Source organism: Pseudomonas frederiksbergensis (assembly GCF_000802155.2).
Taxonomy (GTDB): Bacteria; Pseudomonadota; Gammaproteobacteria; order Pseudomonadales; family Pseudomonadaceae; genus Aquipseudomonas; species Aquipseudomonas frederiksbergensis_A.
Genome location: NZ_JQGJ02000027.1, coordinates 19,945 through 40,998, shown reverse-complemented (window position 1 = coordinate 40,998; position 21,054 = coordinate 19,945). Strand labels below are relative to the sequence as shown.

20 protein-coding genes and 1 pseudogene are annotated in these 21,054 nt (G+C 54.0%); 14 read left to right on the top strand and 7 right to left on the bottom strand.

Features of this window, described 5'->3' with window-relative positions:
- The first annotated feature begins 87 nt into the window (after positions 1-87).
- A complete protein-coding gene (tsaA, locus tag JZ00_RS27430) occupies positions 88-786 on the top strand; it encodes a tRNA (N6-threonylcarbamoyladenosine(37)-N6)-methyltransferase TrmO (protein WP_039594357.1) in 699 nt (232 codons plus the stop codon).
- 88 nt (positions 787-874) lie between these two features.
- Here the strand turns inward: tsaA and fpr are convergent, their stop codons facing one another.
- Positions 875-1,654 (bottom strand): ferredoxin-NADP reductase, encoded by a 780-nt coding sequence (gene fpr / locus JZ00_RS27425; protein ID WP_003198368.1) that lies wholly within the window; start codon positions 1,652-1,654, stop codon positions 875-877.
- Between the two features lie 122 nt (positions 1,655-1,776).
- On the opposite strand from fpr, the gene JZ00_RS27420 reads away from it, so the two are divergent.
- Positions 1,777-2,703 (top strand): LysR family transcriptional regulator, encoded by a 927-nt coding sequence (locus JZ00_RS27420; protein WP_039594356.1) that lies wholly within the window; start codon positions 1,777-1,779, stop codon positions 2,701-2,703.
- Positions 2,704-2,706: 3 nt separating this feature from the next.
- Here the strand turns inward: JZ00_RS27420 and JZ00_RS27415 are convergent, their stop codons facing one another.
- The 3 genes from JZ00_RS27415 to JZ00_RS27405 all read right to left on the bottom strand — a co-directional run bounded on the left by JZ00_RS27415 (position 2,707) and on the right by JZ00_RS27405 (position 4,753).
- On the bottom strand, positions 2,707-3,069 hold the full coding sequence (locus JZ00_RS27415; protein ID WP_039594355.1) for a diacylglycerol kinase: 363 nt from the start codon (positions 3,067-3,069) through the stop codon (positions 2,707-2,709).
- Positions 3,070-3,140: 71 nt separating this feature from the next.
- The gene (gene erdR, locus JZ00_RS27410; RefSeq protein WP_039594354.1) at positions 3,141-3,794 is read right to left on the bottom strand and encodes a response regulator transcription factor ErdR; all 654 of its coding nucleotides are present in this window, start codon (positions 3,792-3,794) and stop codon (positions 3,141-3,143) included.
- A gap of 215 nt (positions 3,795-4,009) precedes the next feature.
- Entirely contained in the window at positions 4,010-4,753 is a 744-nt protein-coding gene (locus tag JZ00_RS27405; RefSeq protein ID WP_039594353.1) for a tRNA-uridine aminocarboxypropyltransferase, read from the bottom strand.
- A gap of 183 nt (positions 4,754-4,936) precedes the next feature.
- On the opposite strand from JZ00_RS27405, the gene JZ00_RS27400 reads away from it, so the two are divergent.
- Positions 4,937-5,359: a quorum-sensing-regulated virulence factor family protein gene (locus JZ00_RS27400; RefSeq protein WP_039594352.1), complete on the top strand. Its 423-nt coding sequence runs from the start codon at positions 4,937-4,939 to the stop codon at positions 5,357-5,359.
- On the opposite strand, the gene JZ00_RS27395 is transcribed toward JZ00_RS27400, so the two are convergent.
- Positions 5,360-5,554, bottom strand: a complete 195-nt coding sequence (locus JZ00_RS27395; RefSeq protein ID WP_039594351.1) for a hypothetical protein — start codon at positions 5,552-5,554, stop codon at positions 5,360-5,362.
- A gap of 504 nt (positions 5,555-6,058) precedes the next feature.
- Here JZ00_RS27395 and JZ00_RS27390 point away from each other — a divergent pair.
- On the top strand, positions 6,059-7,177 hold the full coding sequence (locus tag JZ00_RS27390; RefSeq protein WP_039594350.1) for an LOG family protein: 1,119 nt from the start codon (positions 6,059-6,061) through the stop codon (positions 7,175-7,177).
- 45 nt (positions 7,178-7,222) lie between these two features.
- On the opposite strand, the gene recX is transcribed toward JZ00_RS27390, so the two are convergent.
- The gene (recX, locus tag JZ00_RS27385; protein WP_039594349.1) at positions 7,223-7,690 is read right to left on the bottom strand and encodes a recombination regulator RecX; all 468 of its coding nucleotides are present in this window, start codon (positions 7,688-7,690) and stop codon (positions 7,223-7,225) included.
- Between the two features lie 8 nt (positions 7,691-7,698).
- Positions 7,699-8,259, bottom strand: a pseudogene (locus JZ00_RS27380) (recombinase RecA family protein); the annotation flags it as partial.
- A 146-nt stretch (positions 8,260-8,405) separates the two neighbouring features.
- Between JZ00_RS27380 and JZ00_RS27375 the strand changes: the two are divergent.
- The 10 genes from JZ00_RS27375 (at position 8,406) to JZ00_RS27330 (ending at position 20,827) form a co-directional block, all read left to right on the top strand.
- Positions 8,406-10,154: a hypothetical protein gene (locus JZ00_RS27375; protein WP_039594348.1), complete on the top strand. Its 1,749-nt coding sequence runs from the start codon at positions 8,406-8,408 to the stop codon at positions 10,152-10,154.
- Entirely contained in the window at positions 10,147-12,009 is a 1,863-nt protein-coding gene (locus tag JZ00_RS27370; RefSeq protein WP_152668480.1) for a hypothetical protein, read from the top strand. Before JZ00_RS27375 ends, JZ00_RS27370 begins: the two co-directional genes overlap by 8 nt.
- A gap of 1 nt (position 12,010) precedes the next feature.
- Positions 12,011-12,550: a hypothetical protein gene (locus JZ00_RS29785; protein WP_052742384.1), complete on the top strand. Its 540-nt coding sequence runs from the start codon at positions 12,011-12,013 to the stop codon at positions 12,548-12,550.
- Positions 12,547-13,830: a tyrosine-type recombinase/integrase gene (locus JZ00_RS27360; protein ID WP_039594346.1), complete on the top strand. Its 1,284-nt coding sequence runs from the start codon at positions 12,547-12,549 to the stop codon at positions 13,828-13,830. The genes JZ00_RS29785 and JZ00_RS27360 overlap by 4 nt, the downstream gene beginning before the upstream one ends.
- A 9-nt stretch (positions 13,831-13,839) precedes the next feature.
- Entirely contained in the window at positions 13,840-14,763 is a 924-nt protein-coding gene (locus JZ00_RS27355) for a 5-oxoprolinase subunit C family protein (RefSeq protein ID WP_039594345.1), read from the top strand.
- Positions 14,756-15,520, top strand: a complete 765-nt coding sequence (locus tag JZ00_RS27350) for a LamB/YcsF family protein (RefSeq protein WP_039594344.1) — start codon at positions 14,756-14,758, stop codon at positions 15,518-15,520. Before JZ00_RS27355 ends, JZ00_RS27350 begins: the two co-directional genes overlap by 8 nt.
- Positions 15,521-15,553: 33 nt before the next feature.
- Entirely contained in the window at positions 15,554-16,006 is a 453-nt protein-coding gene (accB, locus tag JZ00_RS27345) for an acetyl-CoA carboxylase biotin carboxyl carrier protein (RefSeq protein ID WP_039594343.1), read from the top strand.
- 10 nt (positions 16,007-16,016) lie between these two features.
- The gene (gene accC / locus JZ00_RS27340; RefSeq protein ID WP_082112137.1) at positions 16,017-17,411 is read left to right on the top strand and encodes an acetyl-CoA carboxylase biotin carboxylase subunit; all 1,395 of its coding nucleotides are present in this window, start codon (positions 16,017-16,019) and stop codon (positions 17,409-17,411) included.
- A gap of 515 nt (positions 17,412-17,926) precedes the next feature.
- Positions 17,927-19,237, top strand: coding sequence for an MFS transporter (locus JZ00_RS27335; protein WP_046510199.1), 1,311 nt, complete (start codon positions 17,927-17,929; stop codon positions 19,235-19,237).
- A 327-nt stretch (positions 19,238-19,564) separates the two neighbouring features.
- Positions 19,565-20,827 carry an OprD family porin gene (locus tag JZ00_RS27330; protein WP_039594342.1) on the top strand — a complete coding sequence of 421 codons (1,263 nt, stop codon included), beginning with the start codon at positions 19,565-19,567 and terminating at the stop codon, positions 20,825-20,827.
- Positions 20,828-21,054 lie beyond the last annotated feature (227 nt).

The following is a 21,054-nucleotide window of genomic DNA, read 5'->3' as shown; positions in this document are numbered from 1 at the left end:
ACAAAAAATATGCTCTCGCCAAAGCGGACGGTGTCAATCCTTGCCCCGCGCTATGATGCCCACTCCATCCTGCCCCGAACCCAACCCATGACTTACAACGTCTCCCCCATCGGCTTCGTCCGCTCCTGCTTCAAGGAGAAGTTCGCCATTCCGCGCCAACCGCAACTGGCCCCGGCCGCGCGCGGGGTGCTGGAACTGGTGGCGCCGTTCGATCAAGGGGATGCGGTGCAGGGCCTGGAGCAGGTCAGCCATGTCTGGTTGCTGTTCCTGTTCCACCAGGCCCTGGAAGACAAGCCGCGCTTGAAAGTGCGACCGCCGCGCCTGGGCGGCAACAAATCCATGGGCGTATTCGCCACTCGCGCCACCCACCGCCCCAACGGCATCGGCCAATCGGTGGTGAAGCTGGAACGGGTCGAAGCCGGTCGCTTGTGGCTATCGGGAATCGACCTGCTGGACGGCACGCCCGTGCTCGATATCAAGCCCTACGTGCCCTACGCCGACATCATCGGCTCTGCCACCAACAGCATCGCCAGCGCCGCGCCTGACTTGATTGCGGTGCAATGGGCGGACACTGCCCTGCTTCAAGCGCGCGACCACGCCGTGCGCCTCGAAGAGCCCTTGGTGGAGCTGATCGAACAATGCCTGGCCCAAGACCCACGCCCGGCGTATCAGGTTCCTACAGCTGAAAGGGAATACGGTGCGCAGTTCTGGGACCTGGATGTGCGTTGGCATTATCCGGAGCCGGGAATGATCCGGGTGTTGGAAGTCGTTCCTGCGGTTAAATAAAACCCGAAAACGAAAAAGCCCGCGCAGCCTTCAACAGGCGGCGCGGGCTTTTTATGGCGCAACTGGTGTCAGTCACTACAAATACAGCTTACTTCTCTACAAACGCCCGCTCGATCAGGTAGTCACCCGGCTCGCGCATACGCGGCGAAACGGTCAGGCCGAAGCTGTTGAGCACTTCGCTGGTCTCGTCGAGCATGCTTGGGCTGCCGCACAGCATCGCGCGGTCATCCTGCGGGTTGATCGGTGGCAGGCCAATGTCGCGGAACAGCTTGCCGCTGCGCATCAGGTCGGTGAGTCGGCCTTCGTTCTCGAACGGCTCGCGGGTCACGGTCGGGTAGTAGATCAGCTTTTCACGCAGCGCTTCGCCGAAGAACTCGTTCTGTGGCAAGTGTTCGGTGATGAATTCGCGATAGGCGACTTCATTGACGTAACGCACGCCGTGGCACAGGATCACCTTTTCGAAGCGCTCATAGGTTTCTGGATCCTGGATGACGCTCATGAAAGGCGCCAGGCCGGTACCGGTGCTGAGCAGGTACAAATGCTTGCCAGGCTTGAGGTCGTCCAGTACCAGCGTGCCGGTAGGCTTCTTGCTGATGATGATCTCGTCGCCTTCCTTCAGGTGCTGCAACTGGGAAGTCAACGGACCGTCGGGAACCTTGATGCTGAAGAATTCGAGATGCTCTTCCCAGTTCGGGCTGGCAATCGAGTAAGCGCGCATAAGCGGGCGGCCGTTGGGCTGCTGCAGGCCGATCATCACGAACTGACCGTTCTCGAAGCGCAGGCCCGGATCGCGGGTGCACTTGAAGCTGAACAGAGTGTCGTTCCAGTGATGAACACTGAGGACACGCTCGTGGTTCATGTTGCTCATGTACGGGGGACTCCTGGAAATGATGCCTGCGCCGATAATCTGCGCAATTGCATCGCATTCTAATGGCGGCGACAATATCTGTTAAATGGATTATTAAGATAAGGGTTATCGGTTATATCGATATGCGATTTACTCTACGTCAACTTCAAGTCTTCGTCGCCGTCGCCCAGCAGGAAAGCGTGTCCCGTGCCGCGGGCCTGCTCAATCTGTCGCAATCGGCCGCCAGCACCTCCATCACTGAATTGGAGCGCCAATCCAGCTGCCAACTGTTCGATCGGGCCGGCAAGCGCCTGAGCCTCAACGCCTTGGGCAAGCAGTTGCTGCCCCAAGCCGTGGCGCTCCTGGACCAGGCCAAGGAGATCGAAGACTTGCTCAACGGCAAATCCGGTTTCGGCTCACTGGCGGTCGGCGCCACGCTGACCATTGGCAATTACCTGGCGACCCTGCTGATCGGTGGTTTCATGCAGCGTCATCCGGAAAGCCAGGTGAAGCTGCACGTGCAAAATACTGCCAATATCGTGCACCAGGTTGCCCATTATGAAATTGATCTGGGTCTAATCGAAGGCGACTGCAGCCATCCAGACATCGAGGTACAGAGCTGGGTCGAAGACGAATTGGTGGTGTTCTGCGCGCCCCAGCATCCATTGGCCAAGCGTGGACAGGCGACCATGGAAGAGTTGACCCACGAGGCCTGGATCCTCCGTGAACAGGGTTCCGGAACGCGACTGACCTTCGACCAGGCCATGCGCCATCACCGCAGCGCACTGAATATTCGCTTGGAGCTGGAACACACCGAAGCGATCAAGCGCGCCGTGGAATCAGGCCTGGGGATTGGCTGCATCTCGCGCCTGGCCCTGCGTGACGCTTTCCGCCGCGGCAGTCTCGTCGCCGTGGAAACCCCGGACATGGACTTGGCGCGGCAGTTCTACTTCATCTGGCACAAGCAGAAATACCAGACCTCGGCCATGCGTGAATTCCTCGATCTCTGCCGGGCATTCACCGCAGGGGTCCAGCGCAGCGACGAGATCGTCCTGCCTGCCATCGCCTGACAGTCAGAGCAGTACCAAACCCCAGACCAAGGCAATCATCGTCAGGGCGACGAACTGGGCGGCGCTGCCCATGTCCTTGGCGTTCTTCGACAACGGGTGCCGCTCGAGGGAAATGCGGTCGATGGCCGCCTCCACCGCCGAGTTGAGCAACTCCACGATCAAGGCCAGCAGGCACACCGCGATCAACAGTGCCTGCTCGACGCGACTGACATCCAGGAAAAACGACAAAGGGATCAGGATAACGTTGAGCAGGACCAATTGACGGAACGCCGCTTCGCCTACAAAAGCTGCACGCAGCCCGTCCAGGGAATAGCCGGAGGCATTGAGGATGCGTTTCAGGCCGGTTTGGCCCTTGAAAGGTGACATAGGGTGGGCAACTGATCGAAAAGAGTGAAGAAGCTACTGTAAACGCAGTCAAAAAAGCGTGAATTCAGGCGCTACGATTGGGGCGATATTGACTCAAGTTGTTGCAATAACAAGGCGGCCTGGGTCCGGGTGCGCACGTTCAATTTACGAAAGATCGCCGTAACGTGAGCCTTGATGGTGGCCTCCGACACATTCAGCTCATATGCGATCTGCTTGTTCAACAGTCCCTCGCACACCATGGTCAGCACCCTGAACTGCTGCGGCGTCAGGCTGGCCAGGCCTTCGCTGGCGGCCTTGGCTTCCTCGGACACACTCACCGCTTCGAACGCCTGCGGCGGCCAGGAAACATCGCCATCGAGCACGGCCTTCACTGCCCGTTGAATCATTTCCAGGGAGCTGGATTTGGGGATGAACCCGCTGGCACCGAATTCGCGAGCCTTGACCATCACCGAGGCCTCTTCCTGGGCCGAGACCATCACCACCGGAATCTGCGGGTACTGTCCACGCAATAGCACCAGGCCTGAAAAACCATACGCGCCGGGCATGTTCAGGTCGAGCAGAACCAAGTCCCAATCGGCCTTTTCCGCCAGCCGGGCTTCCAATTCCGCGATGCTGGCCACCTCCGTCAACCGGACATCTGAACCAAGGCCCAGGGTCACCGCCTGATGCAATGCACTGCGAAAAAGCGGATGGTCATCGGCAATCAGGATTTCGTATGTGGCCATTTTTCAAATGATCCTGTTTTTAAGGCAGGCCCGATGCATTCGCGCCTCGCCATATAACTCAAGATACCGCCATTCGGCGCTATCTACAGGGGCACGTTCGACGCCAATCACAGCATCTTAAACTCCAGCCCGCACCCTGGTCGGCGCCAAGCATGCCCAGCGAAGCCGGGGTGGTCAAGCAGCACGGCCACCGCTGTCTCCAGTATGGGCCACTATTAGGCCAACAGTTCTTGAGCCGAGCGGACAAAGGGCAGTAATTCGGCATGGGCTGGCGTCGACACATCCACTTCCTGCTGGCGCTTGGCGCCCAGGTAATGCTGGCTGAAGACATCGAAATAGGCGTCCAGGGCCGATGCCGCGTCGCTATCCCCCGCCAATTCCAGGCACAGCGCCGCGACCTCGGCGGTGCACAGATGCTCACTGCGGGTCGAGCGCCGCAAGCGGTAGCGCGACAGCTTGTCGGGTAGCAGGCTCAAGATGGGCAGCCGATCAAAATAGGGACTCTTGCGGAACATCTTCCGCGCTTCGGTCCAAGTGGCATCCAGCAGGATGAACAAGGGACGCTTGCCCTGGGCGAGGTCAACCGTGTGCGTAACCCGCGACGGCTCGACATATTCCCCCGGGAACACCAGGTACGGTTGCCATTGCGGGTCGTTCAACAACGCCAGCAGTTGCTCATCGACGTCGGTACGCGACCAGATGAAGGCATGGTTATCGCGCACCACATCGGCAATCAGCCAACCCGTGTTGCTCGGCTTGAAGACTTCTTTATTGGTCATGATCAGGCAAACGCCGGAGCGGGTCTCGACACTTGGACGCCAGGCGCACAGGCAATGACTTTCGATTACCCGACACGCGCCGCAACGGGGCGCGCGCCACCCTCGGGCCTGGAGCGGCTTGATGCCTTCATCGACGCGCTGGTCGCGCAAACGGGCTACGGCGTTGGAAACAAGGCTCATCGCGGGCACTGCCCACAGACAGGAAAACTCGACACGAACAACACTCGGTAGGGCAAAGAAGGCCGGCAGTCTACCAGAGCGGGTAAACCTGTACCCTCCAACCCGGCTTCCCTATAATCGCCGCCACTGAACGCACAGTCACGTGACCGGTCGAACCACCAGTTACTGAACCAGGAGAGTTTCATGCTGCGCCTTATCGTTCCAACCGTTGCCGTTCTGCTGGCGACGTCCATCAGCGCTCAGGCCGCGTCGCTGAAAGAACTCGAGCTGAACAAGATGCTGCAGAACGTTGCCAAGGAAAGCAGCGTAGGCACGCCGCGGGCGATCAACGAAGATATTCTCGATCAGGGCTACACCGTCGAAGGTACCGAACTGATCAACCATCTCAGCGTGCAAAGCAGTCATGCCCAGAAAATGCGCGCGGATCCCAAGGCGGTCTATTTCCAACTGGGCTCCACGGTGTGCACCAACCCGGGTTTCCGCAAGCTGATGGCCAAAGGCGCGACCATGCGCTACGAGTTCACCGAAGTGAAGACCAACCGCCCGGTTGCCACCGAACGCTTCCAGGAATCGGATTGCCCGAAACCGGCCAAGACCAAGAAATAATCACCCCGTGCGCGCGCGCCGCTGCTCTTCGTCGGCGCGCAGTTCCGCCACCAGCGCCTGCAAATAGCGTGAGCGCCATTCCCGGCCTTCCAGCCGACGGCAACATTCCTCTTCCAGGCTGACCCGATTGGCTTGAGCCGCTTCCAACAGCATCAGGTACAACTGCCCGTCGAGCTCCAGAGTTACTCTGGTCATCTCTCCCGCCTCCCTGCCCATCAATGCTTCATTTCATCGCGCGGACGCCCAGCCCTGGACGCCGAATTGCCTTGGCACGCCTGTTATTGAGTAAATCAGAGCGGTACGCACCCCGTCGGCGACCTGACGAGCGGTACGTTATCCGACGCCAGCGCTGACCCCATCGCGAGCGACCGATAACGGCAGGACTACAGTGAAAGTTGCAAACCTTCACATTCGAGCGCCATGATCTGGACAGCTAATATCAACGCTAAAGGCTAGATTCAAGGTATCGTTTTCCTACCGGGCAGAAAGAGGCTGCCCTCGCTGATACGCGACGTGTAACCGTTTTTCATCCAAGGGAAACAGCAGGACCCGTTGGATGGCTTGGCCGCCTTGCTGCACATTGCGTCGAGCCAGGTTAACGCCCGGGCACGCGCCCGGACTGACAACGGCACAGGAGGTGTCGTGGCCCTGACGAATCTCTCGTTGGAGCCGGGGGTTCTGTTCAGAAGGAGAAGCTGAATGCCGTACAAACCGAATGACCTGCTCAGCCGTCATTTTGAGAACCATGGCCACGACCTCACCCGCAAGGTCGAAGAGCAACTCAACCTGGTGTCACCCAACAGTCCCAACCTCCCCATCTACCGCGACATGATCCTGACCGTGCTGCGCATGGCCCAGGAAGATCACAATCGCTGGAATGCCAAGATCACGCTCCAGGCCCTGCGGGAACTGGAACACGCATTTCGCACGCTGGAACAATTCAAGGGTCGCCGCAAGGTCACGGTCTTTGGCTCGGCCCGAACGCCCATCGAGCATCCGTTGTATGGGCTGGCACGCGAACTGGGCGCGGCGCTGGCTCGTTCGGACATGATGGTGATCACTGGCGCGGGCGGCGGCATCATGGCTGCGGCCCATGAAGGCGCAGGCCGGGAACATAGCCTGGGATTCAACATCACCCTGCCCTTCGAACAGCATGCGAACCCGACCGTCGAGGGCACGCAGAACCTGCTGCCGTTCCACTTTTTCTTCACTCGCAAGCTTTTCTTCGTCAAGGAAGCCGATGCCTTGGTGCTCTGCCCGGGTGGTTTCGGCACCCTTGACGAAGCATTGGAGGTCCTGACGCTGGTGCAGACGGGCAAAAGCCCATTGGTGCCGGTGGTGCTATTGGACGCGCCCGGAGGCAAGTTCTGGCAAGGCGCGCTGCATTTCATCCGAGAACAACTGGAGGAAAACCGCTACATCCTGCCGACCGACATGAAATTGATGCGCCTGGTGTCTAGCGCCGAAGACGCCGTGGAGGAAATCAACCAGTTCTACCGCAACTTCCATTCCAGCCGCTGGCTCAAGCATCAGTTCGTGATTCGCATGAATCACAAGCTGAATGAACAGGCGTTGCAACAAATGCAGGTCGAATTCGCCGACCTGTGCTTGAACGATTGCTTCCATCAGCATGCCTATAGCGGCGAAGAACCCGAGGAAGCGCCTTTCAGCCATCTGACGCGACTGGCATTTACGTTCAATGCCCGAGACCATGGCCGCCTAAGGGAGTTGGTGGATTACATCAACCTCCCGGAAAACTGGGCGCAACCCGCCACCAAGGCTCATCCCCTCACCTGGGAGCCGATCAAGGTGACGTGAGCCCATAAAAAACGGCCCGCTATCGAAATAGCGGGCCGTTTTTGTTTAGTCATCCGTGCTGCGACCGCTGAACAAGCGATTGATCATTTCCATGGAGTAGCCTCGATACGCCAGGAAACGGCCTTGCTTGGCTCGCTCCCGCGCGTCGACAGGCAGATGCCCAGAAAACTTGCGGCGCCACGTGTCGGTTAACTGTTCCTGCCAATCGATACCGCTTTCGCGCAACGCAAGTTCGACATCCGCTCTTTGCAAGCCACGCTGGCCAAGTTCCTCGCGGATCCGCATCGGACCATAGCCGGAGCGGGCGCGATAAGAGACAAAGCTCTCAAGATACCGCGCTTCCGACAAAAGCCCCTCTTCCGTCAAACGGTCAAGGGCGGTGTCGATCAACTCATCAGGAGCGCCGCGCTGACGCAGCTTACGCGTCAGCTCGACTCGTCCGTGCTCGCGCCTAGCGAGCAAGTCCATCGCGGTTCGCCGCACCGCGACGAGGGTATCGAGTACGGCGGTCATCGGATCGGTCAGATATCGGCGTCAGCCATGTCATCGGCGGTCTCGCGATTAGCCACGGACTTGACGTCTGCGACCGGGCTCAACAGCTTGTCGCGCAGCTGCTTCTCGAGGGCCGCCGCGACTTCCGGATTGTCCGCCAGGAACTTGGCCGAGTTGGCCTTGCCCTGACCGATCTTGGTACCGTTGTAGGCATACCAGGCGCCAGACTTCTCTACGAAACCGTGCAGCACACCCAGGTCGATCATCTCGCCGTTGAGGTAGATGCCCTTGCCGTACAGAATCTGGAATTCAGCCTGACGGAACGGTGATGCAACCTTGTTCTTCACGACCTTGACGCGGGTTTCGCTGCCGACAACCTCATCACCTTCTTTCACCGCGCCAGTGCGGCGGATGTCGAGGCGAACCGAGGCGTAGAACTTCAACGCGTTGCCACCGGTGGTGGTTTCAGGGCTGCCGAACATCACGCCGATCTTCATGCGGATCTGGTTGATGAAGATCACCAGGCAGTTGGCGTTCTTGATGTTACCGGTGATCTTGCGCAGGGCCTGGGACATCAGGCGAGCCTGCAGAGGAAGCAGTACGGGCAGGGGTTCATATAGGCTGGTGCCTACGAAACCAATGCGCTGCAAAGCCATACTGTTCATGCTTTTCACCCTTGCGGAAGCCTAATCCCAATCTACACTTCCTATCCGAACCCATTTCAGGTAGGAAAGCGATGAGCAGGAAGCCAGAAAATTTCATTGATGGTATCAGAACCTGCTGCCCAAAAGACATCCTTGCCTGGGTGGAAAAGCATCCCCCGAAGAGGCGGGCACCCTTCATCCGCGATTTCTTCCTCATCGCTCATCAGCTCGACCCAGAGTGGCATCAGAATCCCGTAGTAATAACCAATGCATGCCGTATATTTCTCTCTGATAGACGTAATGCAGTATCAGAAACTACCGGCAAGCCCGTCAAAGAAGTAACCGTTATTTCTGACTACTCGACTGTTCGTCATTACTTGAACAGGCTTCAAAAAGCTAAAAAGCTGCCTAGCAATGCGCTGATCTTACCGAACCCTGATTCATCAGATGTGTTCTCAGAAAAAGAATGTAACATTCTAGGTTATCTGACCTTGGAAGATGCCGTAAATGCACCATCCATGGAAATGGCTCTGAATGAGATTGCTCAACAAATCGAAAAACATAGAATCATTATCCTATCCAAATGCAAACGCATGGTAGCAGAGGGCTATGCTCGGTTTTTGAAAGCTCCAGACATGATTTGTAAAAGCGATTTGGCTGCCATTCGACTCACAACGGACAACCTGGATCCCAACCTCCGAGCATTTGGATCAGGCCAACACATAAGCTTTTTCTCTCCATCACACCCAAACGGCTTCATTAATTCCGTTGCGTACCTAGCCCAAGAACAAGATGGTTTATTTACCCGCAAGTCTTTTCCTGGCGCACACCATATATACTCTTGGTCTTCGATGGAAGTTAAGTCTTATTTAGGCATTACCGAAGATTTTGCTGTAGCCGCCATGTGCATCATTATCGATGAACTCGGAATCAATGTTTCAGACTTGGCAAACGCTCAGGTCAAGAAAACGAAAGACGGGCAATTTGTCACGATTCGAGAGGACGGCGGGATCACTGTCACCACCCTAAAACCCAGGGCGAACAAGCTGATTACTCGCCACGCACCCAAGACTACAGATGAAATTGAGATCGAAGCGAAAAATATCGACGCTAACACTGCGTTATGGATGCTTCTACAAATGAGAGCTCAACATTCAAAAGCTTTGAACTCTAATTATCTTTTTGTCATGGATGGTTCTAGCCCCACTCGTCAAGGGGATGAGCAACTCTACCGCATCCTAGACACGAGACGGAAGAACACTTTCAAAGCAATTATTGATTCACTGCCCTCCTGGGTAGGTGACGCTGAACCCACAATGCCCAAAATCAGGGTATCACGCGGCCTCCTGAAGTGGATCGAAAGCGGTGGGGACACTTTGGAAACGAGCCTATATCTTGGGAATTCGTTACTTACCGCCTTGCGAAACTACGTCCCCCCGTCAATACAAGAGTTCGTATACCGCAAGAGAGTACGCGACCATCAAAATATTCAGCTACTTATCGCGGAAGGGAACGTTCCCACTGAAACCAATCACCAAGGAGAAGGTTGCTCAATCGCAATGGCCCAACTCATTGACGGTGTAAAGAGGCTCAGGGCTGATAGACCCGGAACCGCAGCGAGCAATTCAAGCCAGATGCTGTATTTTCTATGCTCGCCCCAAACGGTTGAACTAATCGTTTCATATGCGACATACGGCAAAGATGAAAGCCTCATTTCGACATGCAAGACGATTATTACAAAGATCCAGGATGAGGGCAGCCGAAAAATGATCAAGCTGCTTGCTGACGCCAAGCCTAAGCATCTTAACTTTGATCTCCTTGAGGTATCAGTTGATGACTAACCAAAAAGCCACGACGATCAATCCATCGGTAACACCCTCTCAAGTCACTCTTCCTAACTGGCTTCACCCAGCCTCCACTAAAATGGAATGGTATGTCCCGAAAACCGGCACAAGAGTATCTGCTTCAGAAGACCCTAATACCAGGCACTATGTAAAGATCAGCTTCGATTACCAGCTATTTGACGGCTCATCTACAACAGACCTGGTGTGGAATCTCTTTATTAAAGACTTACAGTCATCAGCTATTGCCCTAATTGAAAGTTCGAAGTCAAAACGACCAAATGCACTCGTTCCCTTTGTAAGGACAGCCTTTGAGATTGCCGATCATGTGTATGAGGCTCGGCATCGCTCAAGCCAGGCCCCCAAGATCCTCACATTGGCTGACATCAAACTAGACGACATCAAAACATTCCTTGAAGCTCACGACTTAACACTCATGGGCATTAATATCGCTGAGCTTGACTCACAGCTAGGCTCAGCATCGAGAGGGCTGAAAAATATAGTGCCGCTAATTTCAGAAATGAATATCCCCCCGATTACCAAAAAGATCCTAATCCAAAAACTCAAGAGCAGCAATATAGACATCTGCCGCGAATTCATCTGCACCTACACTGCCGATGAAGATGAAGAAGCAGACAGCCTTAGCATCTCTACAATACAAAACAAGTGCACGAACCTAACCTATTTGCACGCCACCAAAGAACAACAAAGTCAACGCTTTGAGGTTGGAACCCATGAAATCTCCGACGCATTCAACAGCGTCTCTGGAAGGTTTCTGGAGAAAACCCAGACTCCTTTAATGCCCGCAAACATAGCATTTCACTACATTAGTAACGCGATTGTTTTTCACCGCGACCTTTGGCCACACATTCGAGAGTACATTAAGAAGCTTGACGACTACTACGCCAGGGAAATTATTGGAAGGTATGCCGCGAGCACAATCAGGTCAAATGTGGATATCTTCAAGACACAAACATTTGAGGCTGTGCCTATGCCTAAGGCACTGCGGCACCTAAACATCAAAACATATGGAAAATGCGGCAGCTCCAGAGGCGGCATCACCCGCAACTCGATTCTCAGAGAACACATCTCCACCGACGAACTGATCGATTTCTACGCTATTACAACCCGCATCTTGATTCATACATTCTCCGCATGCCGTGTATTAAGCGCCGCTCTACTGGATGCAGACTGCCTCACTATATCTAAACTGGATGGCCTATGGGACTTAAAACTAAAAACCCCCAAAGCCAGCAATAGCCATGAACTGGAAATCATAAAGCGCCCAATCCCTAAAGTCATATGGGACTTCATTTACGATTATATTGAGTTCATGGAGAGTCGGCACCCAGGCATGAACACAATTTGGCCCTCTGGCGCACAAAAAGGAAAAGACCGAAACGAGACAACCTTTCGTAAAATACTCGATCAATACTCAGATTGGATTCAAGTACCAACAACAGGTGAAACGCGATGGTATGCGCGCCCCCATCAGTTTAGGCGGTTCTTTGCTGCTTTTTTCTTCTACCTGAGCGGAAACACTGAGATTGAACCATTGCGTTGGATGATGGGCCACGTTGAACCGAGTGTCACGCTCTACTATGCTGACATCTCAAACCAACCTGACTGGGAGCGAGATACTCTCGAATTTCTAACCGACTTCCTGGAGGGAAATGTGGGCAAGGATGTTTTGGTTGACGAAGATTTACTGGAAGAACTGGCTATGTGCGAGCCAGATGTAAAACTCGGTGACCATGCACTTTTGTCCGAGCACCTTAACGAACTGGCCAACCACCGCGACATCAAACTTAAAATCATGAACAACGAAAAAATCTTTGTATACGCGAGCAAATAACATGAGTCGTTATTCTAAAGGCGAGACTTCGCAAGCTAAGCTAATGGAGAAGCAGGCCAAAACTCAAAGCCTGCTCAACAAAATCGTCCTTATCAGGAGGGCCTCACAAGAACACCAAAGGCTACCTACTCTCGACGCACTGAAAAGCAAGAGAGGCATCCCCTTCAAGGCTGCGCTAGCGTGGGAAGACGCTGCTCTAGAGGTTTCATCATGCTCATATAACACCTCACAGGAGCCGTACAACATAGAGTATTCAGGGCAATTAGCGGAAGCACTTGAGATTTATAATGCAATGATCACCCTTCCGGATACACCTTTACCCAAGCCCCGAACAACCAAGCGCTCCCAACAAGAAGAAGTGACGACTTTGAAGAATCAGATCAACTATTTAACAAATACAGTTGCCGAGATTTACCGAGCTTATATGCAGCTAGCTGACAGAGTGGATGAGCAAACTCGCCAAGACCAACGATATCAGCAAGTCCTGAAAAGCCATACACAGACACTCGACAGAGCGCATTTAACTTTGGTGAAGCCATGATCCACACAGCAAAGGCTCCGCGACTTGATTTCCTTTTCAACCATGGCCATACGACTCCCCCACCGCTCCCCCTGCTATTTGACTCAAATGGGAATTTCTGCTGGGAGATGAATAGCTATCTAACGCAATATGGCGGTGGCCCCCATAGCTACGGAGCACGCCCTCTACCAAAAACAATATTTAGCCGAGCCGAAACACTTAACACCTTCCAGGAATACTTAGACTCGCACAAACTAAGAATTTTTGATGTAACCGACGAAGACCTATACGACTTTGTTACTTTCAAGAAAAAATCAGGAAATAGCAATCCAACAACCATCAAAAGAATTATAAGACAAATATTATTTCTACTAGAGCACACTCAAAAAGAAAACAAGTTTACAAAACTTATTACGACAGACCCGAGCGAGCACAACTTTCAAATTAACGCCACTGAAGAACACTATAACTTTCAGAAACGCAGAGTACGCTTCTTGTCTCACCCCTGCATAGACGAGCTTAGAGACAAACCAGCCGAACCGGTAAGCTTTATTCGAAATAACGAGCTAAACGCTTGGCACGAAGCTATTCATGACTACACATCAAATCAGTATGTCATAGATAGATGGTACACGCTTGCCACTCTATTGGAATTCACAGGGTGCCGGATCGAAGAAGCGATTAATATACCCGCGAGCTCAATCATCGACGCATTCAAAAACAAAGATCCCGTTAAAAATATCCCAGTCCTCAAAGGCAAGTATAAGGGGTGCTTACGGCAAGTATTGATCCCTGACGCTGAGTTATTAGAATTATACAAATTCGTCAAACTCACTCACGAGTTGCATCCACACAGCGTGCTTCATGACAAAATTTTTGTTAGCGAGGGCAGCGGCCTTCCAATGTCACGCAAGACATTCAATTCTTATTACCGGGTGGTTGCAAACGCATCCAAACACAAGGACATACTTCAAGGAATTTCATATCACAACTTTCGACACCGCTACTTCACAATACTGGTTGCACAAAACATCAGTAAGCTTTCGAAAATGTCCAAAGCCAACATCTTGGATGTGGCAATGGCTATTGTGCGCAAGGATTCGTACCACGCCTCTAAGGACACCCTTTCAACCTACATTCACCTTACACAAGACCCAGAAATTCAGGCGATTTTGAAAGCTGAACCTAATGCGTCCACAACCCTTCAGTCGATCCAGAGCATTGTCGATGCAGTGGACGGTAGATCCTCCGAGGAGAAGCTCGCAGCGATAAAGGCTTTGATGAAAGCCAAGTCTCCTTGAGATGCTAAGGTGGCTCTCTGCACTACGTTTCAGGATACTGGTCGAGCCGGATATCAGCATATTGGCGTGCCGGTGAACGGCCCTATGGATGCTTTGGCCCAGCAGCTGGCAAACCTTCTAGTTGGAAACACACTGGATCGTGGCACCTTGGAAATAACTCTTCAGGGGCCAACAGTGCGCTTCGATGCTGGAGCATTGATAGCAATCACCGGTGCTGACCTGGGTGCAAAGCTCAATGGTGAGTCGCTGCAACCTAATCAGGCTGTGAGGGCAAAGCCAGGCTCAGTCCTGGAGTTTGGTCAACGTAAATTTGGCGCCCGTTCCTACCTCGCGGTTGCGGGTGGTTTCACCGTAGAGAAAGTGCTTGGGAGCGTGAGCACATACCGGCGCGGAGCCTACAACGGCGTGCTGGGGAGAGCTCTGGTGGCTGGTGATCGCCTCGGGTTTGCGTCCAGTTTCCGAAATGCACCTCGAATTGTGCTTCCTGCCGCGTTGACGCGCTCCATCGAGCGGGAAGCAGGCGTAGCCATCCGCGTGGTTCCTGGTGGCGAGTGGGAGGCCTTCACTGAAGGGGCTCGGCAGAACCTGCTGAATAGCGATTACAGCATCAGCAATGATTCGGAGCGTATGGGATACCGCCTGCAGGGTGCTGCACTGACGCTGGTTGAACCACTGGAACTGCTCTCGGAAGCGGTGACGTTTGGGACAGTGCAAGTGCCGCCGAGCGGACAGCCCATCGTACTCATGGCGGATCGTCAGACCACTGGGGGCTATCCGCGTATTGCCAACGTAATCAGCGCTGACCTTCCTTTGCTGGCTCAGCGGCTCCCAGGCGAAGTAGTTCGTTTCGAACTCACCACGTTGGAGGAAGCTCAGCGTATCGCCGTGAAGCGCGCTCAAATGCTGACGCAACTGGAGCGAGATTATGCCTGAGATCGATTTCAACAGTGACCTAGGCGAGGGATTTGGCCTCTATCGCATGGGTGATGATGAGGCTGTGCTGGCCCAGATCACCTCGGCAAATATCGCGTGTGGCTTCCATGCTGGTGATCCCCGAATTATGCGCCGCACGGTAGCGGCTGCTGTGAACAGCGGTGTCGCGGTTGGTGCCCATCCGAGCTTCCCGGATCTGCAAGGGTTTGGTCGCCGCAAGATGGCATTGAGTCCAGATGAAGCATACGAGTGTGTCCTTTACCAAGTGGGGGCCTTGAACGCCTTCGTCGCGGCCCAAGGCACAACGCTGCAGCACGTTAAGCCACATGGCGCCTTGTACAACCAAGCGGCGGCTGACCCTGTCCTGGCCAAGGCTATTTGCGAAGCGGTGCGGGATTTCAATCCGAGTCTCTATCTTTACGGATTGGCAAATAGCGAGCTGATCAAAGCCGCAGAAGCGGTTGGCTTGGCTGTCCGACATGAAGTCTTCGGTGATCGTACCTATCAGGCGGACGGTTCATTGACCCCTCGTGGTCAGGCCAACGCAATGATTACGGATGCCGACCAAGCCGTGGCTCAGGTGCTTTGCATGTTACGAGAGGGCCATGTGGTTGCTGTCGACGGCACAAAGGTGCCTGTACGCCCTGACACTCTCTGCATTCATGGGGATCAGCCAGGTGCTGCCGCTTTCGCACGAGCGATCCGGGAAGCGCTGATCCGAGAAGGCGTGACCGTCCGCGCTCCGCAATTTGCCTGAATTCTTTTTACCTATTACCAAGAATAAAAGCCCATGGATATCCAAAAGCTCAACACCCTGATTTCTATCCTCGAGAAGTCTGATGTCGACGAGGTCGAGATCAAAGAAGGCGACAGCTCGATCCGCGTCAGCCGCCACAACAAAGCGCCTGTACAGCATTATCACAACAACTCGTCCGCGCCTGGTGCTGCTCCTGCTGTGGCTCCCGCAGTTGCAGCAGGGGAGCCTGAGTCGGTTCACCCGAAACTGAAGGGCAATGTTCAGCTCGCGCCGATGGTGGGTACCTTCTATCGCAAGAGTTCGCCCGAGGCTCCACTGTTTGCCGAGGTAGGTCAGGTAGTGAAGAAGGGGGACACTCTCTGCATCATCGAAGCGATGAAAATGATGAACCACGTTGAGGCCCAATTCAGCGGCACCATCGAGTCGATCCTGGTTGAAGATGGTCAGCCAGTGGAGTTCAACCAGCCACTGTTCTCCATCGTGTGAGGTGTGAGGGATGTCCAGTAAAAAACTTCACAAAGTCCTTATTGCCAATCGTGGTGAGATCGCCTTGCGCATCGTTCGTGCGTGTAAGGAGATGGATATCAAGACCGTGGCTGTTTACTCCACTGCTGACAGTGAGTTGATGCATCTGAGCTTGGCGGACGAGACGGTATGTATCGGCCCTGCTCCGTCGGTCAAGTCCTACCTTAGCGTGCCAGCGATCATCGCGGCAGCAGAGGTGACCGGCGCTACTGCTATCCATCCAGGTTATGGCTTCCTCGCTGAGAACGCTGATTTTGCAGATCAGGTTGAGCAATCAGGCTTCGCGTTCATCGGCCCGAAGGCAGAGACGATTCGCCTCATGGGTGACAAGGTCTCGGCGAAAGATGCGATGAAGCGTGCTGGTGTTCCAACAGTGCCAGGCTCAGATGGTGCCCTGCCTGAGGATGAAGAAACTGCCTTGTCAATCGCTCGCGAGGTGGGGTATCCGGTCATCATCAAAGCAGCAGGTGGTGGTGGCGGTCGAGGGATGCGTGTCGTTCATCGCGAGGAAGACCTTATCAAGTCGGCCAAGCTAACGCGTACTGAGGCAGGTGCTGCCTTCGGTAACCCGATTGTTTACCTGGAAAAGTTCTTAGGAAACCCTCGGCACGTTGAAGTGCAGGTGCTCTCGGATGGCCAGGGCAACGCGATCCATCTTTACGACCGAGATTGCTCTCTGCAGCGGCGCCATCAGAAAGTTCTGGAGGAGGCGCCGGCTCCTCAGATCGATGAGAAGGCACGGGCTGAGGTGCTTCAGCGTTGTGTTGATGCATGCATTGAGATCGGTTACCGGGGTGCTGGCACCTTCGAGTTCCTCTATGAAAATGGCCGCTTCTATTTCATCGAGATGAACACCCGGGTACAGGTTGAGCACCCGGTTACCGAGATGATTACCGGCGTCGACATCGTCAGGGAAATGCTCAGCATTGCAGCGGGCAATCCGCTGACCATCAAGCAGAGCGATGTGAAGATCCTGGGTCATGCTTTCGAGTGCCGGATCAATGCTGAAGATCCAGACACGTTCATGCCAAGCCCTGGCAAGGTGAAGCAGTTCCATGCGCCTGGTGGCCACGGCATTCGCGTTGATTCTCATCTCTACAGTGGCTACTCCGTTCCTCCGAACTACGACTCGTTGATCGGTAAAGTGATTAGCTATGCCCCAACCCGGGATGGTGCGATGGCTCGTATGCGTAACGCCCTGCATTCGTGGCGGGCCGCCCTTATCTGGGACTTGGGTTCATGGCTAATCAACAAAAAATTTTTGTTCAAATCAAAAATATATATTGTTTTTTTGGTCGTGAGCTCGCTTTATGATGATTTCCAGGCGCAAGGCAGCGAACCGAGAGTGATAGCTTTCGGTGCTTGATAAAAAAGACAAGACTGGAGCCTATGATGACCATTTCTCAGTTTCACGTTGCACTCCTTGTTTACGACTTTTTATCTGACTATTTCTTGTGCGGTCAGGCGCTTGTTCTGTCCAAGGGTGGTTGAGCACCCTTTGGGTAGGCTTCCAGTTCTCCAGTAAATACTGGTGAGAAGAGAGCATCAAGAGACTGTTAGCTATAAATCTTTTCGCAGCGGTGCGGTGGATGGCGATGCTGTGCCTATTGATTCCTGCGCTTATAGATTTCATAGGATTAAGGCAGCTGTTTGCCAAGTAATGGACTGCGCGGCGTTGGAGCTCGTAGCCAAATGTCGCTGAATAACAAGAATAAGACAGTCAGAGAGCTCGCCTGTCGGCGTCTCAATTACTGCCAATCACAACCAGTTTGCTAACGGCAAACACATAAACAGGCGGCTCTGTCCGTCTAACTAACAATCCGTTGGTTTCGTGAATGGTGGTTTATGTCTCCTACAGTGGCTCCAGAGGGAGTGGACTCCGTGCCCGCTGCCGATTCTCTTTCTACTTCCGTTGTGTCTGACAGTAAATCTGTCAGCCGACGAGCTGCAATCGCGGCCTCCACCGGAACGGCAGTCGAATATTACGAGTTCGGCGTTTATGGCTACATGGCCGCAGTTATCGCGCCGTTGTTCTTCCCAGGTGACAATCCAGCAGCTGCTCTGCTCGCATCGCTTGCTGTGTTCGGTAGTGCATTTCTCACTAGACCGTTGGGGGGAATCATCCTTGGACGATTAGGTGACCGGATCGGTCGTCGTGGTGTACTACTCACCACTGTTATAGGCATGGGCCTTTCCACGACTCTGATTGGCTTCCTACCAACCACAGCTCAGGCAGGGATCATCGCACCTATTCTCCTCGTACTGATCCGTCTGGCACAGGGCTTCTTTGCAGGCGCAGAAGTGGTTGGTGCGGCCGCTTTCGTTGCCGAATCAGCTCCTGCTCACCGACGAGGTTTCTTCGGCTCTTTCACGCCCGTCGGGGTGGCCATTGGTGGCGGTACTGCAGCCTGCGTATGTGGTGTTGTCACGCTCGTGTTGTCCCCTGAGGCTCTTCAGGAGTGGGGTTGGAGGATCCCGTTCTTACTGTGTGTGCCATTGGTGCTGCTCTCCTGCAAGCTGCGTCATAACGTTGAAGAGACCCCTGAATACCAGGAGTTCTTGAAGAAGGACAAGCCACCTGCGGCGCCCGTGCGCGAGGTAATGACCAAGCATTTGGGCAAGGTTGTTCGTGTGTTCATCCTGGCTTTTGGACAGAACGTCGGTTACTTCATCGGTATCGTCTTCATGAACATCTATCTGACTACCTATCTGAAGTTTGAAAAGTCGCATGTCTATTGGGCAATCGCGAGCATCAGTTTCATCGTCGCGGCGATGATGCCGTTCTGGGGTGCTGTATCAGACCGTTTGGGACGCCGTCGCACGCTCGCCATCGGCTTTGGCGGTTATGTGCTTCTCGTCGTTCCTATGATGGCATTGATGGATGGTGCCTCGATTTGGGTTGCCGGCCTGGCACTGCTGATTGCCACATTGCCTATGCCAATTATTCAGTCTGTTGGTTATCCAACCTATGCTGAACAATTCCCTACTCGTGTTCGCTACACCGGCATGGCAATTGCTATCAACTTGGGAGCTATTATGGGCGGTGGTCTGGGGCCGTTTATCTCGTCAGCCTTGATCGGCTCGACCGGCAACTTGCTTATGCCGGGGTACTTCCTCGCAGGCGCTGCGTTGTTGAGCCTCCTGTCTCTGCTCTTTCTGAATGAGACTGCGGGTAAACAGCTTGAACGGTAACCCCAGTTTACAGGTGGTTGAGAACCGTGTTTGACCTCTACCTCACATCTCGGTAGCGCATCTGTTGAGGTGTGGGTAGTTTATCGACTGGTTCTACCTTCATATCTAAAGCTGTTCTAAAAGATATATTGAATAGTGCCTTAAGATGCAGCGCCTCACACAAGGTGCAGGAGTTGCTTTCTACAGGATTAATTTTAAATTTATGTAATCAGCGAATTGGGCCAGTCCTTAATGCTGATGTCCTATCCGAAAATCATGAAAGTTTAAATTGGCCGGTCACTTGGTGCCGGCACAGCTTCTAACTATCAAAACAAAAAAGAGGCAAGAATGAAGCTCACCCCTATCACTTCTGGTCTGCTGCTGGGTAGTAGTGCAGTGTTTTTCACCGCCCCGGCTAGCGCAGAGTTCTTGCAGGACAGCAAGGCCAGCCTGGAGCTGCGAAACTTTTACTTTAACCGTGACTTCCGCCAGGACAACGCGGCCCAGGCCAAGGCTGAAGAGTGGGCTCAAGGATTCATGCTGCGCTACGAATCCGGGTTCACCGAAGGCACAGTCGGGGTAGGCTTGGATGCCATCGGTATCCTCGGCGTCAAGCTAGACTCCAGCCCAGACCGTGCCGGTACCGGCCTTCTGAAGCGCGACCGGGAAGCCCCTAACCGCGCCCAAGACGAATACGGTGAATATGGCCTTACCGCTAAGCTTCGCGCTTCGAAGAGCACCCTCAAGGTTGGCACTCTGATCCCGAAGCTGCCAGTTTTGCTGTCAAGCGATTCGCGACTGCTGCCGCAGACCTTCGAAGGCGGCCAGCTCACTTCGTTGGAGCTCGATGGTCTGACATTCGACGCGGGCCACCTGCGCCAGGTTAACCAGCGCGACTCCTCCGACTATCAGGACATGGGTATTACCACGGTTGGCATGAAGAACATCCGCGCACCCAGCACCACCAGTGACGCCTTCGACTTCGCCAACCTCAGTTACAAGTGGAGCGACAACCTCACCACTGGTTACGGCTATGGTCGTTTGGAGAACTTCTACCGGCAGCATCAGTTGAACCTGAACTACCTGCTTCCACTGGGGGCGGGTCAGAGCCTAAAGAGCGACCTGCGCTTCGCACGTTCCTCGAACGAGGGTGGCAGTAACATCGACAACAAGTCCTTCAGCGGCATGGTCACCTACACCAACGACGGTCACGCTTTGGGCTTGGGTTACCAGCGTATGAGCGGTGAAACTGGATTTGCCTATGTGAATGGCAGCGATGCCTACCTGTTAAACTTTGTGCAGATCAGCGACTTCGGCAACCGCGAAGAGCGCTCCTGGCAGGCTCGTTACGATTACAACTTCGCTGTGATAGGTGTACCCGGCCTGACTTTCATGACTCGATATGTGACCGGTGACGGTGTCGAGCTTGGAGCCGGGCGGGGAAACGGTGAAGAATGGGAGCGCGATACGGATATCGCCTACGTGATTCAGAGCGGGCCACTGAAAAACCTGGGTGTGAAATGGCGCAATGCGACACTTCGCTCGACCAACTTCGGCAACGACCTGGACGAGAACCGTCTCATCGTAAGTTATACCCTGCTGCTTTGGTGACGCCGGCATAAGGGCTGTTCAGGCTATCGCTTCGCTTTGCAAGTCTTCGTGTTACCTCTGATTGCTGCATATGTATGGAGTACCATAGAGGAAATCTGCTGATTTTACTGCGCTTGCCGCTGGTCACGAGCTGCTCTGAACGATGGGAGCGTGCCTATGTTTAACATTTTATTAAACGGTAGATTGCTCCGACTGCCAGTGAAATCAGAAGTGGTTGTCGCATTAGT